18 protein-coding genes and 1 pseudogene are annotated in these 15,068 nt (G+C 73.0%); 17 read left to right on the top strand and 2 right to left on the bottom strand.

All coding sequences use genetic code 11. The features are described from left to right. The first annotated feature begins 167 nt into the window (after nt 1-167). On the top strand, nt 168-1,619 hold the full coding sequence (locus ACTHMS_RS03075; RefSeq protein ID WP_440305206.1) for a glutamate synthase subunit beta: 1,452 nt from the start codon (nt 168-170) through the stop codon (nt 1,617-1,619). Nucleotides 1,620-1,626: 7 nt separating this feature from the next. Here ACTHMS_RS03075 and ACTHMS_RS03070 read toward each other — a convergent pair whose 3' ends face one another. Beyond that, nucleotides 1,627-1,908 carry a hypothetical protein gene (locus ACTHMS_RS03070; RefSeq protein WP_440305205.1) on the bottom strand — a complete coding sequence of 94 codons (282 nt, stop codon included), beginning with the start codon at nt 1,906-1,908 and terminating at the stop codon, nt 1,627-1,629. A gap of 170 nt (nt 1,909-2,078) precedes the next feature. Here ACTHMS_RS03070 and ACTHMS_RS03065 point away from each other — a divergent pair, with 170 nt between their 5' ends. The 3 genes from ACTHMS_RS03065 (at nt 2,079) to ACTHMS_RS03055 (ending at nt 4,063) form a co-directional block, all read left to right on the top strand. Then, complete coding sequence (locus ACTHMS_RS03065) at nt 2,079-2,465, top strand: response regulator transcription factor (protein WP_440305204.1); 387 nt, start codon at nt 2,079-2,081, stop codon at nt 2,463-2,465. After that, complete coding sequence (locus tag ACTHMS_RS03060) at nt 2,462-3,544, top strand: NAD-dependent epimerase/dehydratase family protein (RefSeq protein ID WP_440305203.1); 1,083 nt, start codon at nt 2,462-2,464, stop codon at nt 3,542-3,544. Before ACTHMS_RS03065 ends, ACTHMS_RS03060 begins: the two co-directional genes overlap by 4 nt. 153 nt (nt 3,545-3,697) lie before the next feature. Next, nucleotides 3,698-4,063, top strand: coding sequence for a hypothetical protein (locus tag ACTHMS_RS03055; protein WP_440305202.1), 366 nt, complete (start codon nt 3,698-3,700; stop codon nt 4,061-4,063). 21 nt (nt 4,064-4,084) lie between these two features. On the opposite strand, the gene ACTHMS_RS03050 is transcribed toward ACTHMS_RS03055, so the two are convergent. After that, on the bottom strand, nt 4,085-4,795 hold the full coding sequence (locus tag ACTHMS_RS03050; RefSeq protein ID WP_440305201.1) for a response regulator: 711 nt from the start codon (nt 4,793-4,795) through the stop codon (nt 4,085-4,087). A gap of 247 nt (nt 4,796-5,042) precedes the next feature. Here ACTHMS_RS03050 and ACTHMS_RS03045 point away from each other — a divergent pair, with 247 nt between their 5' ends. The 13 genes and pseudogenes from ACTHMS_RS03045 to ACTHMS_RS02985 form a co-directional block, all read left to right on the top strand. Continuing rightward, nucleotides 5,043-5,246 (top strand): hypothetical protein, encoded by a 204-nt coding sequence (locus ACTHMS_RS03045; protein ID WP_440305200.1) that lies wholly within the window; start codon nt 5,043-5,045, stop codon nt 5,244-5,246. 64 nt (nt 5,247-5,310) lie between these two features. Continuing rightward, nucleotides 5,311-5,529 carry a DUF7455 domain-containing protein gene (locus ACTHMS_RS03040; protein WP_440305199.1) on the top strand — a complete coding sequence of 73 codons (219 nt, stop codon included), beginning with the start codon at nt 5,311-5,313 and terminating at the stop codon, nt 5,527-5,529. A gap of 21 nt (nt 5,530-5,550) precedes the next feature. After that, nucleotides 5,551-6,003: an SRPBCC family protein gene (locus tag ACTHMS_RS03035; protein WP_440305198.1), complete on the top strand. Its 453-nt coding sequence runs from the start codon at nt 5,551-5,553 to the stop codon at nt 6,001-6,003. Between the two features lie 148 nt (nt 6,004-6,151). Next, nucleotides 6,152-6,727 carry a TerD family protein gene (locus tag ACTHMS_RS03030; protein WP_440305197.1) on the top strand — a complete coding sequence of 192 codons (576 nt, stop codon included), beginning with the start codon at nt 6,152-6,154 and terminating at the stop codon, nt 6,725-6,727. 15 nt (nt 6,728-6,742) lie between these two features. Continuing rightward, entirely contained in the window at nt 6,743-7,321 is a 579-nt protein-coding gene (locus ACTHMS_RS03025) for a TerD family protein (protein ID WP_440305196.1), read from the top strand. Between the two features lie 16 nt (nt 7,322-7,337). After that, nucleotides 7,338-8,456, top strand: a complete 1,119-nt coding sequence (locus ACTHMS_RS03020) for a DUF475 domain-containing protein (RefSeq protein WP_440305195.1) — start codon at nt 7,338-7,340, stop codon at nt 8,454-8,456. Between the two features lie 31 nt (nt 8,457-8,487). Next, complete coding sequence (locus ACTHMS_RS03015) at nt 8,488-9,441, top strand: TerD family protein (RefSeq protein ID WP_440305194.1); 954 nt, start codon at nt 8,488-8,490, stop codon at nt 9,439-9,441. 112 nt (nt 9,442-9,553) lie between these two features. Then, nucleotides 9,554-10,813 carry a toxic anion resistance protein gene (locus ACTHMS_RS03010; protein WP_440305193.1) on the top strand — a complete coding sequence of 420 codons (1,260 nt, stop codon included), beginning with the start codon at nt 9,554-9,556 and terminating at the stop codon, nt 10,811-10,813. Then, nucleotides 10,810-11,307, top strand: coding sequence for a hypothetical protein (locus ACTHMS_RS03005; RefSeq protein WP_440305192.1), 498 nt, complete (start codon nt 10,810-10,812; stop codon nt 11,305-11,307). Before ACTHMS_RS03010 ends, ACTHMS_RS03005 begins: the two co-directional genes overlap by 4 nt. Nucleotides 11,308-11,346: 39 nt before the next feature. Beyond that, on the top strand, nt 11,347-11,919 hold the full coding sequence (locus ACTHMS_RS03000) for a TerD family protein (RefSeq protein ID WP_440305191.1): 573 nt from the start codon (nt 11,347-11,349) through the stop codon (nt 11,917-11,919). Between the two features lie 463 nt (nt 11,920-12,382). Beyond that, nucleotides 12,383-12,961: a hypothetical protein gene (locus tag ACTHMS_RS02995; RefSeq protein ID WP_440305190.1), complete on the top strand. Its 579-nt coding sequence runs from the start codon at nt 12,383-12,385 to the stop codon at nt 12,959-12,961. A gap of 96 nt (nt 12,962-13,057) precedes the next feature. Beyond that, nucleotides 13,058-14,212 (top strand): HpcH/HpaI aldolase/citrate lyase family protein, encoded by a 1,155-nt coding sequence (locus ACTHMS_RS02990; protein WP_440305189.1) that lies wholly within the window; start codon nt 13,058-13,060, stop codon nt 14,210-14,212. Then, a pseudogene (locus ACTHMS_RS02985) lies at nt 14,197-15,068 on the top strand (phosphoribosyltransferase domain-containing protein); the annotation flags it as partial. The gene ACTHMS_RS02990 and the pseudogene ACTHMS_RS02985, both read left to right, overlap by 16 nt.

The following is a 15,068-nucleotide window of genomic DNA, read 5'->3' as shown; positions in this document are numbered from 1 at the left end:
CCGGACGAATCGTCATCGTCCCATCGGCCGGCGAAGTTGCGACCTGAGCGCTTGTAGACTGTGCCTGACCCTGGATCGGCCCGATCGCAGCAATGCCGCTGGATCGTCGACGCCGGCTTCGTGCCGGCATCGCCGAGTACCCGACGACCTTGAGAGTGCAGCGAGCCTTGGGCGACAAGACCGGTTTCCTCAAGCACCCCACCCGCATCACGCCGACCCGGCGACCGGTGCCCGTGCGTCTGCGGGACTGGAAGGAGGTCTACGAGGACCTCCCCGACGAGACCCTGCGCACGCAGGCCAGCCGGTGCATGGACTGCGGCATCCCGTTCTGCCACCAGGGGTGCCCGCTCGGAAACCTCATCCCTGAGTGGAACGACCTGGTCTACAAGGACGACTGGCGCGAGGCCATCGACCGCCTGCACGCGACGAACAACTTCCCGGAATTCACCGGGAAGCTCTGCCCCGCCCCGTGCGAGGCGGCGTGCGTGCTCGGCATCAGCCAGGATCCCGTGACGATCAAGCAGGTCGAGGCCGAGATCATCGATCACGCCTGGGACAACGGCTGGGTCACCCCGGTGCGCGCCGACGTGCAGACCGGGCGCACCGTCGCCGTCGTCGGCTCGGGCCCGGCCGGCCTGGCTGCGGCGCAGCAGCTCACGCGGGCAGGGCACACGGTCACCGTCTTCGAGCGCGACGACCGCCTCGGCGGCCTGCTGCGCTACGGCATCCCCGAGTTCAAGATGGAGAAGCGCCACCTCGACCGCCGGCTCGAGCAGATGCGTGCCGAGGGGACGACCTTCCGCACCGGCGTCACCGTGGGCGTGGACATCACCGCCGAGCAGCTGCGCGCCGACTTCGACGCCGTGGTGCTCGCCGGCGGCTCGACCGACCCGCGCGACCTGCCGGTGCAGGGACGCGGGCTGGCCGGCATCCACCAGGCCATGGAGTACCTGCCGCTGGCCAACCGCGTGCAGGAGGGCGACCTCGCCGAGACACCGATCAGCGCGGCCGGCAAGCATGTCGTGATCATCGGCGGCGGCGACACCGGTGCCGACTGCCTCGGCACCGCCCTGCGGCAGGGCGCGGCGTCGGTGCACCAGATCGAGATCATGCCGCGTCCGCCGCAGAGCCGCGCCGACTCGACGCCCTGGCCGACCTACCCGCTGATGTACCGCGTCAGCTCCGCGCACGAGGAAGGTGGCGAGCGGCTGTTTGCCGCGAGCACCACCGAGTTCGTCGGTGTCGACGGGGCGGTGACGGCTCTGCGCGGTCACCAGGTCGAGTTCCGCGACGGCCGCTTCGAGCCGGTCGCCGGCTCGGAGTTCGAACTGCCCTGCGAGCTGGTGCTGCTGGCCATGGGCTTCGTCGGGCCGGAGCGTCCGGGCCTGCTCACCGACCTCGGCGTCGAGCTCGACGCCCGCGGGAACGTGGCGCGCACCGACCGCTTCGCCACCAGCGTCGACGGCGTCTTCGTCGCGGGTGACATGGGGCGCGGCCAGTCGCTCATCGTCTGGGCGATCGCCGAGGGTCGGGCGGCCGCAGCGGCGGTCGACGCCCACCTCATGGGCGAGACGGCGCTGCCCGCCCCGATCACCGCGTCGGCGGTCGCGCTGCGCTGACCGCGCGTCAGGCGCTCGCCGTCCGCCGGACGAGGGCCCTGGGCGCGTCCAGCGCCGGGTCGCGCCGGCGGAACGCGAACCCCTCGATGCTGTCGTAGTCGACGACCACGTCGGCGTAGGCGGTGAAGCTCAGGAAGCCGGTCAGCTCGTCGAGCTGCTGCGGTGTCAGCACGCGGCCGCCGAGCAGTGCGGCCGCGTGACCGACGAAGCGGGCGCGGGGGTCGTCCGCGTGCTCGCGGCGCACCTCCCACTCGGGTGCCAGGGCGGCGAGGGCGTGTTCGGGGGCCATGCGTCCAGTGTGGGCGGCGACGCGGGGCATGAGCAGGTGCGAGCGATGCCCGCTCGGACGGCCGATGGTCCCGTCGGGTGGTCCCGCCTCAGATCGCCGGACCGGGTGCCGATGGGGACGCCGAACCGTTGGATGCGCGAGGGCACACTGAGCGCGGGTAGGAGCGACTCATGGCCCGGATCCTCGTCGTCGACGACGAACAGGACATCCGCGAGCTCGTCACGTTCAAGCTCGCCCGCATGGGTCACGACGTCACGTCCGAGAGCGACGGCGAGGCGGGTCTGGCGGCCGCGCGCCGCCTGTCGCCCGAACTGGTCCTCGTCGACTGGATGATGCCGCGCCTGACCGGCATCGAGGTGTGCAGCGCCCTGCGGCAGGACCCCGACTTCGTGACGACGCCGATCATCCTGCTCACCGCCCGGGCCCAGGAGGCCGATCTGCAGCGCGGCTTCGCCGCCGGCGCGACCGACTACGTCGTCAAGCCGTTCAGCCCGCGGGAGCTCGCAGCCCGCGTGGACGCGGCGCTGCTGACAGCGGTCGACGCCGCACGGACGTGACCGTCCTCGTCACCGGCGGAGCGGGCTACGTCGGCAGCCATGTCGTGCTCGACCTGGCGCGGGCCGGGATGCCGGTCGTGGTCGTCGACGACCTGTCGGTGGGCGACGCCGAGGCGCTGGTGCGCGTCGGCCGGTTGACCGGCGGACGCATCGCCGTGCACGTCGCGGACGTGCGCGACCGTCCCGCCCTGCGCCGGGTGCTGGCGCGCCACGAGGTACGCGCCGTCGTGCACCTGGCCGCGCCGAGTCGTGCCGACGACCGGGCCGACGACGTGCTCGAGTGCTACGAGAACGACCTCGAGTCGGTGCTCGCGCTGCTGCGGACGATGGACTCGGTCGGCGTGCGCACGCTCGTCCTTGGTGCTGAGGCGGCCGCCGCGGCACCGCCCGGACGGCCGGCCCTGCGGTCGCGGGCGATGGACCTCGACGTGCTCGCCGACCTCGTGCGGGCCGACCCGCGCTGGCACGCCACCGTGCTGCACATGCACGACGTCGTGGGCGCCGACCCGAGCGGCGTCATCGGCGACAACCGCCCGCCACCGCTCGCGCTGCTGCCGGCCATCGCCCGGGCCGCGGCGGGATGGCTGCCGCACCTGCCGGTGTACGGCACCGGTCACGCATCGCCCGACGGCACAGGCGTGCGCGACTACGTGCACGTGGCCGACGTCGCCCGCGCCGTCCGGCTGGCCGTGCAGCGGGCGGACGCCGCGGCCGGCGTGCGGGCCTACGAGCTCGCGACGGGGGAGGGCCGGTCGGTGCACGACGTGCTCGACGTGTTCGAGCGCACCACCGGCGTCCCGGTCCCGACGGTCGCCGCGCCGGCCCGCACGGGTGACCTCGCGGTGCGGGTCGGTGATCGGTCGGCCGCGGCCGAGGGGCTCGGTTGGCACCCGGAGCGCTCGCTGGCCGACGCCTGCCGCGACGCGTGGCGCTGGCAGGTCGCCAATCCGCACGGCTACGCTGGCGTGCTGCGCCGGCGTCCGCACCGGATGCACGGCGCGGTGCACCACGGCACCCAGGCCGGCGCCCGCACCGCGCGGCGGATGTCCCGCTGGGCCCACGCGCGCCACGGCGGCTGACACCCGGCCCTGCCGGACCGGTGCACCTGCACCGCCCACGCGCTGGGTCGTTCCCCGGGGTGTTCGCCTCGTTCGGCCCTGCGGGCCGGTCCTGCGCCGCTCCTAGGTTTGGTCCGGTCGGCGACCGCCGGCGGATCGAGCAGGGAGCAGCCCGTGGCCATCGTTCTGGTCGTCGAGGACGTCGTGCCCCACCGCACCGCGATCGAGGCGGCACTGGCCTCCTGCGGGCACCGGACGGTCAGCGCCGACACCGCGGCCGCGGCCATGCAGCTGCTCGGCGACGCCCGACCCGACCTGGTGGTCGCCGAGATCACCGCTGCCTGCGCCGACGCGATCGCGCTCGCGGCGCTCCGCCGGCTGGACGACCGGCGCCGCATCCCGGTCGTCTACTACACCGGCGAGTACGTCGGCCGGTGCCGGCCGCGCCCGCGTCCGGTCGCTGCACCGGCGGTGCCGGGCGGTTCGCCGCGCGGCTTCGGCGACCTGGTGGACGCCGTCCAGGACGCGCTCTGCGCCTGACCGGCGCCCGCCGGCCCCGGCTCAACGGTCGGTCCGCCGCCCGCCGTGGTGCACCTGCACGAGCCCCTGGCGCAGCGCCGTGGCCACCGCCTCGAGCTTCGAGTGCGCGTGCAGCTTGCCGATGACGGCCTGGACGTAGTTGCGCACCGTGTTGATCGACAGCTCCAGGTGGGCGGCGATCTCGCGGGTGCCCCAGCCCTCGGCCAGGAGCTCGAGGACGGTGCGTTCGCGCTCGGTCAACGTGTCGGCCGCATCCGACCCGTGCTCGGCGTCCTCGTCGACGGTCGGCAGCAGCCGCGCCACCGCACCGCTCGGGAACGATGAGCCGCCCGCGGCGACGCTGCGCACGGTCGACACGATCTCGTCGATGCCGGCGTCCTTGCCGAGGAACCCCGCGCAACCGGCCGCGAGCGCCGCCCGCAGCGCCTCGTCCGTCGACTCGGAGGTCAGCATGATCACCCGGGCCTCCGGCTGCAGCGCGCGGATCTCGGCGGCGATCGAGGCCCCGTCGAGGAACGGCATCACGTAGTCGACGAGCACCACCGCCGGTGCGTGCCGCGCGACGGTGTCGGCGGCGCAGCGGGCGTCGACGCAGACGGCGACCACGTCGAGGTCGGCCTCCCGCCCGAGCCGGTCGGCCATCGCCTCGGCGACGGCACGGTGGTCGTCGATGAGCGCGATCCGGATGGGAGTCGGGTGTGCGGCATCCGGCCGCGGCTGGGTCGTCGGCACTGGGTGTCCGGGTCCTGTCGTGGTTCGAGAGGGCCGACCTCGCGGCTTGAGGCGTGTCCAGATGAAAGCGTCACGCCGCCTGCGAGGGAAGAGCCGACACCCAGGTGATGCCGTTCCGTCATCGACCCGCACACTCTGTGCCGCATTTGCCTAACAAGGACTTCACTTCCCGTGAGGTCTGGGTAAAGTCCTGCTCGGGATGGTCGATCCATTCCGGTGACGCACCACACATGCTCTTGGAGGGGCCGTGCACACCATCGACAACGCCAGCCGTACCGGCGCCGGTGAGATGACCGACCGGCTCGCCGCCGCCGCCGACCGCATGTACCGCGCCGAGTGCGCGCTGCACGCGGCGCGCCAGGCCCACATCGACGCGTGGGTCGCCGCGGCCTACGACCGCCTGCACGAGGCCATCCTCGAGCACTCGGCCGTCCGGTCGCTCGCCGCCTGACGCCCGCGGCGCCACCCCGACCCGCCCGCTCGACGCACCGCCCGACGCACGGAAGAGGTAGACGATGAGCATCCTTCCCGACCTGACCCTGCCCGGGCTGGTCCGCGGCCTCGACCGGTGCGACCGGTGCGGGGCCGAGGCGCTCGTCCGCGTGGCGATCATCCGCTCGGGTCTGCCGCTGACCTTCTGCGCGCACCACTACGCCGAGCAGCGCGAGTCGCTGCAGCACGTCGCGGTCGTGACGCACGACCAGCGCGGGCGCCTCGAGTCGGTCGCCCCCTGACCCTGCCGCTACCGTCGCGCCATGCGCGATGAGGTGACGGTGTCGATGGCCGTCGAGCCGGCGAAGGTCTGGGCCCTGCTCTCGGACGTCACGCGGATCGGCGAGTTGAGCCCCGAGACGTTCGAGGCCGAGTGGCTCGACGGCGCCAGCGGGCCGGTGCCGGGTGCCCGGTTCCGCGGCCACGTGAAGCGCAACGGCCGCGGCCCGGTCTACTGGACGGTGTGCCGCGTCGACGCCGCGGTGCCGGACCGCGAGTTCGTCTTCACCGTGCTGGCAGGCAACCGTCCGGTGAACACGTGGGGCTACCGCATCACCCCGACTCCGACCGGGTGCGACGTCACCGAGTTCTTCCGTCTCGCCGACCACCCGCTGACCCGGCTGTACTGGGCGCTCGCCGGCCGCTGGCGCGGGCGCACGAACGTCGAGGGCATGCGGCGCACCCTCGAGCGTGCGAAGGCGATCGTCGAGGCCTGACGCCCGCACTCCTCGCCCACTCACAGCCGATCCCTGGCCGGTTCCGCGTCCGGGCATCGTTTTTCGTCGGCGGGTGTCCCTAAGCTACGGCGCTGTACCGGGAAACACGAGATCCCACGACAGCTCGCAGTTCGGGGAAGGACGCATCATGGGAGTCAGCCTCACCAAGGGCGGGAACGTCTCGCTCACCAAGGCCGCACCGGGCCTCACCGCCGTCACCGTCGGGCTCGGCTGGGACGCGCGCACGACCGACGGCCAGGCCTTCGACCTCGACGCCAGCGCGATCGTCTGTGGCGCGGACGGCAGGGTGCTGTCCGACCAGCACTTCGTCTTCTTCAACAACCTCACCAGTCCCGACGGCACGGTGCAGCACACCGGTGACAACCTGACCGGTGAGGGCGAGGGTGACGACGAGCAGATCAACGTCAACCTGGCCGCCATGGGTCCGGAGGTCGACAAGGTCGTCTTCCCGGTCTCGATCTACGACACGGGCAACGCCGGGCAGACCTTCGGTCAGGTGCGCAACGCCTTCATCCGCGTCATCAACCAGGCCGGGCAGGCCGAACTGGCCCGCTACGACCTGTCCGAGGACGCGTCGACCGAGACTGCGATGATCTTCGGCGAGCTGTACCGCAACGGCGCCGAGTGGAAGTTCCGGGCGGTCGGCCAGGGCTACTCGGCCGGGCTCGCGGGCATCGCCCGCGATTTCGGCGTCAACGTCTGAGGAAAGGAACCAGCCATGAGTGTCTCGCTGTCCAAGGGCGGCAACGTCTCGCTGACCAAGGAGGCGCCGGGGCTGACGGCCGTCCTCGTCGGGCTCGGCTGGGACGTCCGCACGACCACCGGCGCCGACTTCGACCTCGACGCCTCGGCGCTGATGATCGGGGCGAACGGGAAGATCCTGTCCGACAGCCACTTCGTGTTCTTCAACAACCTGGTGAGCCCGGACGGCTCGGTCGAGCACACCGGCGACAACCTCACGGGCGAGGGCGAGGGTGACGACGAGACCATCAAGGTCAACCTCGCCGGCGTGCCGGCCGAGGTCGACAAGATCGTCATCACCGTCTCGATCTACGACGCCGAGGCGCGCGGCCAGTCCTTCGGGCAGGTGCGCAACGCCTACATCCGCGTGGTGAACCAGGCCAACGACGCCGAGATCACCCGTTACGACCTGTCCGAGGACGCGTCGTCCGAGACAGCGATGATCTTCGGCGAGGTGTACCGCAACCAGGGCGACTGGAAGTTCCGCGCCGTGGGGCAGGGGTACAGCTCGGGCCTGCGCGGCATCGCGCAGGACTTCGGCGTCAACGTCGCCTGACGAGCGGGCCGCCTCCGTGTTCGTCCGCACCTTCGCAGGCTCGTTCGTCGTCGCCGTCGTCGGCCTCATCGTCGGCTGGCTCTACGGCGGCGGCACCGGGCTCGCCCTGACCGCGATCCTCGCCGTCCTCGAAGTCTCGCTCTCCTTCGACAACGCGGTCGTCAACGCCACCGTCCTGGTGCGGATGAGCCCGTTCTGGCAGCGGATCTTCCTCACCGTCGGCGTGCTCATCGCCGTCTTCGGCATGCGGCTGGTGTTCCCGCTGCTCATCGTCGGCGTCACCGCCAAGCTCAGCCCGGTCGAGGCGATCCGGCTGGCGTTGGACAAGGGGAACCCTGACAAGCCGGGCACCTACGGCTACCTGTTGCACCAGGCGCACCCGGCCATCGCCGCCTTCGGCGGGATGTTCCTGCTCATGATCTTCCTCGACTTCGTCTTCGAGGAGCGCGAGATCACCTGGCTGTCGTGGCTGGAACGACCGCTCGCGAAGATCGGCCGGCTCGACCAGCTCTCGGTGATCATCGCGCTGGTCGTGCTCACCGTCTCGGCCTACACGGTGGCCGAGCACGCCGACACGGCCGACCCGCACCGGAAGGCGACCGTGCTGGTCGCCGGGGTGCTGGGGCTCGCGACGTACCTGCTCGTCAACGCCCTCGGTGAGCTGTTCGACACCGACGACGCCGACGACGAGGACGAGGAGGACCTCGCGGCGACGCTGGAGAAGAAGAAGACGATGCACGTCGTCGGCAAGGCGGCGTTCTTCCTCTTCCTCTATCTCGAGGTGCTGGACGCGTCGTTCAGCTTCGACGGCGTCGTCGGCGCGTTCGCGATCACGTCCGACCCGATCATCATCGCGATCGGCCTCGGCATCGGCGCCATGTTCATCCGCTCGCTCACCGTCTTCCTGGTGAAGAAGGGGACGCTGTCCGAGTACGTGTACCTCGAGCACGGCGCCCTCTGGGCGATCGGCGCGCTGGCCGTCATCCTGCTGATCACCATCGAGTACGAGGTGCCCGAGGTGGTGACCGGCCTGATCGGCGTCGCGTTCATCGGCCTGGCGCTGCTGTCGTCCATCGTCCGGAACAAGAGGCTGGACACCGCCGACACACCCGATCGCGCGGCCGTCGGGGTCTGACCCCGCCGCCGCCCCCGAGAGGAGACCCGACGTGCCCATCGACTACACCAAGCGGCCGCGAACCCCGCAGCCGGAGCCCGAGCCGCAGCCGCCCGCGCAGGGGTACCCGCCGCCGCCACCACCGCCCCCGCCGGGCCAGGGGTACCCGCCGCCGCCACCGCCACCGCCGGGCCAGGGGTACCCGCCGCCGCCACCGCCACCGCCGCCGGGCCAGGGGTATCCACCGCCCCCGCCTCCTGGGGGCCCCGGATACCCGCCGCCGCCGGCTCCGGCCGGGTACGGCTACCCGCCGCCGCCCCCGCCGCCGGGCTACGCCCCGGCGGCCCCGCCGCCGCCCCCGGCCGCCCCGGCCCCGGCCGCGCCGCAGGCCGCACCGGTGTCGCTGAGCAAGGTCACGCTCACCAAGGCGGCACCGCGCGTCTCGCTCGAGAAGCACGCGGGCGGCGGCCTGCTGCGGGTGAACCTGAACTGGAACGCCCGGCCGGCCGCGGGCGGGCTGTTCCGCAAGACCCAGCAGCTCGACCTCGACCTCGGCTGCCTGTACGAGTTCGCCGACGGCAGCAAGGGTGTCGTGCAGGCGCTGGGCAACTCGTTCGAGGCGAGCCCCCGCGGGGTGTCCCGGCGGGTCATCTGGCTCGACAAGGACGACCGCAGCGGGGCCAACACGGAGGGCGAGAACCTGTTCATCGACCTCGCGTACGCCGACCAGGTCAAGCGGGTGCTGGTCTTCGCCTTCATCTACGAGGGCGCCGCGAACTGGGCCGACGCCCGGGGCGTGGTGACGCTGTTCCCCGCGCAGGGGCCCCAGATCGAGATCCACCTGGACGATCCGCGCGACGGCGCCCGCACCTGCGCGATCGCGATGCTGCAGGGCGGCGGTGGCACGCTGTCGGTCGACCGGCAGGTCAACTACATCAACGGCGGCCAGCGCCTGCTCGACCAGACCTACGGGTGGGGCATGAACTGGACGCCGGGCCGGAAGTGAGCCCGCTCGAGGACCTGGTCGGAACCCCGGCGTCCGACCGCACGTTGCATGATCTGGTGCCGGCCATCACGCCCCATCTCTGACCGGCCCGTCCCGTCTGCCAGGAGTCGCCATGTCCGACCTCGATCTCTCCGCCAGCACCGTTGCGCCGGCCACGGCACCGGCCGCCCCCGCCGGCGGTCTGGTGCTCGCACCGCCGGCGCCGGTGCCGCTGGTGAAGCAGGAGGAGGCGGCGGGCGCGCTGCCCATCGACGATCCGAAGAAGGCCGAGCTCGCCCAGCGGGCCCAGGGCTTCGCCGACGAGCTCGCGACGATCGACCACCGCTCGCCGGAGTTCGCGAAGAAGATCGAGACGATCACGTCCATGGGCGACAAGGAGCTGCGCGCGTCCGCCGCGGTCTCGAGCCGCCTGCTCGACCGTCCCGCCGCGGCGCTGCGGGGCGCGAAGGGTCAGGGCGGCGACGCCCAGACCCGGGTGGCGAACACCCTGGTCGACCTGCGCGGCACGATCACCGAGCTCGACCCCAACCGCGCCGACCTCGGCGGGGTCAAGAAGGTGCTGAAGTGGCTGCCGGGCGGTGACAAGGTGCAGCGCTACTTCGCCAAGTACGAGTCGGCGCAGTCGCACCTCAACGCGATCATCAAGTCCCTCGAGTCGGGCCAGGACGAGCTGCGCAAGGACAACGCCGCCATCGAGACCGAGAAGGTCAACATGTGGACGACGATGGGCAAGCTCAGCGAGTACAACCAGCTGGCCACCGCCCTCGACGAGGCGGTCACCGCGAAGGTCGCCGAGCTCGACGCCGCCGGCAACAGCGAGGCGGCGAACGCGCTGAAGTCCGACGCGCTGTTCGCCATCCGGCAGCGGCGGCAGGACATCATGACCCAGCTCGCCGTGTCGGTGCAGGGCTACATGGCGCTCGACCTGATCCGCAAGAACAACATCGAGCTGATCAAGGGCGTCGACCGCGCCCAGACCACGACGATCTCCGCGCTGCGCACCGCGGTGATCGTGTCGCAGGCGCTGAGCCGGCAGAAGCTCGTGCTCGACCAGATCAGCGCGCTCAATACGACGACGTCCAACCTCATCGAGGCGACGTCGAACCAGCTGCGCATCCAGGGTGCGCAGATCAACGAGCAGGCGTCGTCGGCCACCATCGACGTGCAGAAGCTGCAGCAGGCCTTCGAGAACGTCTTCCAGACGATGGACGCGATCGACACCTTCCGCACGCAGGCCGTCGACTCGATGGCGCAGACGGTGCAGGCCCTCGAGGGGCAGATCGAGCGGGCGAAGCCTTATCTCGAGCGCACACGCCGGGGCGAGGCCGACTACGGCCAGACGCTGCCCGGCCAGCTGCCCGGCGGCCAGTGACATCGTGGTTCCGCCGGGGGACGGCCGACCCGCCGCCCCCACCGCCCGGCCAGCCACCCGCCCCCGATCCGGACGCGCCCGAGGCGCTGCTGCGGCGGCTCTGGGAACTCGTCCAGTTCGTCAACCGCAGCAGCGGCCGGCTTCCGACCGAGGCGCTCGTGCTCGCCCGGCGGATCACCGACACCCTGCGCGAGGTGATCGACACCTCCGGTGAGCGCACGCTCGAGGCGCACGCGGTCGCCCAGCTCGACGGGGTGATCGGCGACTACCTGCCGACCACCCTGCGCACCTGGCTCGCGCTCGACCCGGCGGTCGTCGAGGTGCCGCTGGCCACCGGCCGCACGCCCCGGGCGGCGCTGCGCGAGCAGCTCGACGCCCTGCTGAGCGCCGCCACCGACCTGCTCGAGGCGACCAAGGCGCACGACGTCGACGCGCTGCTCAGCCAGGGCTCGTTCCTGCGCACCAAGTTCACCCGGTCGGACCTCGACCTGTGATCGGGACGTGCCGCTGCCGGTGGCTACTGTCGGCGTGACATGGCTGAGATGAAGCGCGGCGCGAACGTCGCCCTGACCCGCGAGATCCCCGGGCTGTCGGGCGTGGTGCTCGGCATGAAGTACTCGGTCGGCGCCGAGCGCGTACTCGCCGACAACCTCGTCTTCGCCGTCATCCTCGTCGGGGCCGACGGCCGGGCCCGCAGCGACGAGGACTTCGTCTTCTTCAACCAGCTGCAGTCGAGCGACGCCTCGGTGCAGCGGATCGAGAGGGCCGCCGGCGACGACGCCGAGCAGATCGAGGTCGACCTCGCCGCTGTGCCCGCGGACATCGACCGCATCGTCGCGGTGCTCTACGTGAACGAGGGGCCGGGCCAGCACCGCACGCTCGGCCAGCTGCGCTCGTGCGTGCTGCGGGTGCTCGATCTCGCCGACGACCGCGAGCTGGTGCGCTCGGAGGAACTGGCCCGCTCACTCGCGACGGAGACCGCGATCGTGCTCGGCGAGCTCTACCGCCACCCGTCGCGGGGCGCGGACTGGAAGTTCAAGGTGCTCGGCCAGGGCTACGCGATGGGGCTCGCCGGCATCGCCGCCGACTACGGGCTGCCGCTGTGACGGCCGCTGTGACGGCTCCCGTGACGACCGGGGCGGGCCGATGGCCGGGCTGAGCGAGCGGAACCCCCGCTTCGCGCCGCGCCGGTCGGACCTGCCGTTCCTGCGGCGGCGCGTGCGGCCGAAGACGCCGCCTGCTCCTGCTGCCCCGGCGACCCGATCAGGGCCGGCGGCGACCCCGAACACCCCGACGATCTCCTTCGACCGGCCGGGTCGCAGCCGCGCCGGCACGCCGCCCGCCGTACCCCCGGGGCGTCCGGCCGCGAGCCCGCCGCCGGCGACGAGGTCCGGCTCGTCCTCGCTCGACCTCTCGGGGCCGCCCGTCGGCCCGCCCGCACCGCCGGCATCGGGTCCGGTCGTCTCCCGGCGCGGTGATCGTGGCGCGTCGCCAGCCGCCCCGGCCGCCCCGGCCGCGTCGGCCGCCCCGGCGGCGCGACCCCGTCGCCCGGCCCGGCCCGACGGTCGGGTGCCGGCCGCGGCTCGGCTGCGCGGCCAGCAGGTGCTCGGGGTGCAGCGGCCGGTGGTGACGCTGACCCGGGTGCAGAGCGGCGTGGGGCAGCTGACGGTCGACGCGGTGACCGCGAGCGACGACCTGCGCATCGGGTGCGCCTACGAGCTGGCGTCGGGGCTGAGTTCGACCGTGCAGCTCGCCGAGGGCCATCGCTTCGCGCCGCCGTCCGCCGCGCGCCGGCCGGTGATCCTCGCGCACCGCGACGAGGTCGACAACGAGCAACTCGTGTTCGACCTGCGCCAGGTGGGCGACCTGCGCCGGGCCGTCGTCTACGCCTTCCGGCCCAGCGGGGCCGACGCCCCCTGGACGGGCACCCTGGTGACCACCACCTTCGCGGGCGCCCGGGCCGACCTGCCGCTCGAGACGCTGTTCCCGGGGCGCATCGCGGTGCTGCTGTCGATCACCAACGTGGCGGGCGAGCTCTGGGTGCGGGCCGAGATGGAGACGGTCGTCGGCGGGGCGATCCGTGAGGCGTGCCGCGCCTACGGTTTCGAGCGCATCACGTGGCGGGACGACCGCACCCCGGCCGAGTGATCAGGATCGACGCCGGGGCGACGGCGAGATGTCGGGATCGTGAAGTGGTGTGCACGCACATCCACCGGTGATCCGGGCATGGCACCATGCAGCGCCATGCGGCACTTCGCCAACCTGCGCGCCGACGACCGGCAGCGGCTGTTCCTCCGTGACCCGGAGGACGTCGCGCTCGACGACCCGATCCTGGTGGGGGCGGCCCTCGGCGGCACCCTCTACTGCCCGGCCACCCGGCCCTCGCTCGCGCGGGACATCGCCCGGCGCGCGGCGGAGGGGGTGGTGAGCATGGTCGTCTGCCTCGAGGACGCCGTGCCGGACGCCCTGCTCGACGAGGCCGAGCGCAACGCCGTGACCCAGCTGCGCCTGCTCGCCGAGCGCGGCGACGCCGTGCCGATGATCTTCGTCCGGGTGCGGTCGGCCGAGCAGGTGCGTCCGCTGGTCGAGGGTCTCGGCGACGCGGCCGCCCTGCTCACCGGCTTCGTCGTGCCGAAGTTCGTCGAGGACACGGGCAGCGACTTCCTGGACGAGATCGCCGCGGCCGGTGAGCGCGCCGGTCGGCGGTTCCTGGTGATGCCGGTGCTCGAGGCGCCGGAGCTGCTGCATGCCGAGACCCGGCTGGACGCGCTGCTGGGCGTGCGCCGATTGCTCGACAAGTACCGCGAGATGGTGCCGGCGGTGCGGGTCGGCGCGACCGACCTGTCGTCGGTGTACGGGCTGCGCCGTCCGCGCGACCTCACGGTGTGGCACGTGCGCGTGATCGCCGACGCGATCACCGACTTCGTCAACGTGCTCGGCCGCGCCGACGGCGGCTTCACCCTCACCGGCCCGGTGTGGGAGTACTACTCGGCCACCGAGCGGCTGTTCAAGCCGATGCTGCGCGAGACGCCGTTCCGGCGGCACGACGAGCGCCGGCTGCGCGCCGAACTCATCGCGAAGGATCTCGACGGCTTCATCCACGAGCTGACCCTCGACCGCGCCAACGGCCTGTTCGGCAAGACGGTGATCCATCCGTCGCACGTCGCGCCGGTGCACGCGCTGTCGGTGGTGGCGCACGAGGAGTACGCCGATGCGCGGTCGGTGCTCGACACGGCGCGCGGCGGTGGCGCGGCGGCGTCCAGCTACGGCAACAAGATGAACGAGAGCAAGCCGCACACCGCCTGGGCCGAGCGGACCATGCTGCGCGCCCGGGCCTTCGGCGTGGCGCACGAGGGCGTCTCCTTCGTCGACTTGCTCGCCGCGTGCGTGCACCCGTGACCGGGCCCGCGAGCCGCTGGGTGAGCGAGCGGCTGGGGGTGCAGCTGGATCCGGCCGTGCAGCCGCTGGTCGGGCTGGCGCTGCGCGACAACCCGCGCCGCGCGCACCTGCTGGTGTCCGGGGTGCTCGGCAAGCACGTGCCCGCCGAGCCGGCCGTCGTCCGCGCGGCCGGCCGGTCGCTCGGCGAGGCGGTGCACGCGGCGCTCGCCGGCGGCTAGCCCGCCCCCGCCGTGGTGCTCGGCTTCGCCGAGACCGCGACGGCGCTCGGGCACTGCGTCGCCGAGGCGCTCGACGCGCCGTGCCTGCACTCGACCCGTCGCGCGGTGGCGACCGTGCAGGCGGTGGCGGGCTTCGACGAACAGCACAGCCACGCGACCGCGCACCGGCTGCTGCCCGAGGATCCCGGGCCGCTGCTGGACGCCACGACGATCCTCGTCCTGGTCGACGACGAGCTCTCGACCGGCGCGACGGCGCTCAACACCATCACCGCCCTGCACGCGCTGGCGCCGCGTCGGCGGTACGTCCTGGCCGCGCTCGTCGACCTGCGCTCGGCCGACGACGACGCCCGGCTCGCCGACCTCGCCGCGTCGCTCGGCGCGCGGGTCGACGTCGTGTCGCTCGCGCGCGGCACCATCACGCTGCCCCCGGGACTGTCGGCCGCTCTCGCGGACGCCGACGGGCCACAGGCCCTCGTGGCGCAGCACCTCGCCGACGCCACCGGCAGGCGGGGTCGGGGGCGGCGTGGGGGGGGCCCGCCCCCGCGCCGCCGCCGCCCCGCGCCGGGGGCGGGGGGGGGGGGGCGGCGCCCGGGCCACGCCACCCGCCCCCCCCCCCCCCCCCCCCGCGCCGGACGGGC

The sequence above is a fragment of the Jatrophihabitans sp. genome (assembly GCF_051960575.1).
Taxonomy (GTDB): domain Bacteria; phylum Actinomycetota; class Actinomycetes; order Mycobacteriales; family Jatrophihabitantaceae; genus JBQCEE01.
The sequence above is the reverse complement of the archived record's forward strand: the minus strand, read 5'-3'. Positions and strand labels throughout refer to the sequence as shown.

Coding starts and splice junctions, on each gene's coding strand:
- ACTHMS_RS03000 (WP_440305191.1), top strand. CDS start 11,347: ATGGCTGAGATGAAGCGCGGCGCGAACGTCGCCCTGACCCGCGAGATC.
- ACTHMS_RS03010 (WP_440305193.1), top strand. CDS start 9,554: ATGTCCGACCTCGATCTCTCCGCCAGCACCGTTGCGCCGGCCACGGCA.
- ACTHMS_RS02990 (WP_440305189.1), top strand. CDS start 13,058: ATGCGGCACTTCGCCAACCTGCGCGCCGACGACCGGCAGCGGCTGTTC.
- ACTHMS_RS03035 (WP_440305198.1), top strand. CDS start 5,551: ATGCGCGATGAGGTGACGGTGTCGATGGCCGTCGAGCCGGCGAAGGTC.
- ACTHMS_RS03030 (WP_440305197.1), top strand. CDS start 6,152: ATGGGAGTCAGCCTCACCAAGGGCGGGAACGTCTCGCTCACCAAGGCC.
- ACTHMS_RS03040 (WP_440305199.1), top strand. CDS start 5,311: ATGAGCATCCTTCCCGACCTGACCCTGCCCGGGCTGGTCCGCGGCCTC.
- ACTHMS_RS03025 (WP_440305196.1), top strand. CDS start 6,743: ATGAGTGTCTCGCTGTCCAAGGGCGGCAACGTCTCGCTGACCAAGGAG.
- ACTHMS_RS03065 (WP_440305204.1), top strand. CDS start 2,079: ATGGCCCGGATCCTCGTCGTCGACGACGAACAGGACATCCGCGAGCTC.
- ACTHMS_RS03070 (WP_440305205.1), bottom strand. CDS start 1,908: ATGGCCCCCGAACACGCCCTCGCCGCCCTGGCACCCGAGTGGGAGGTG.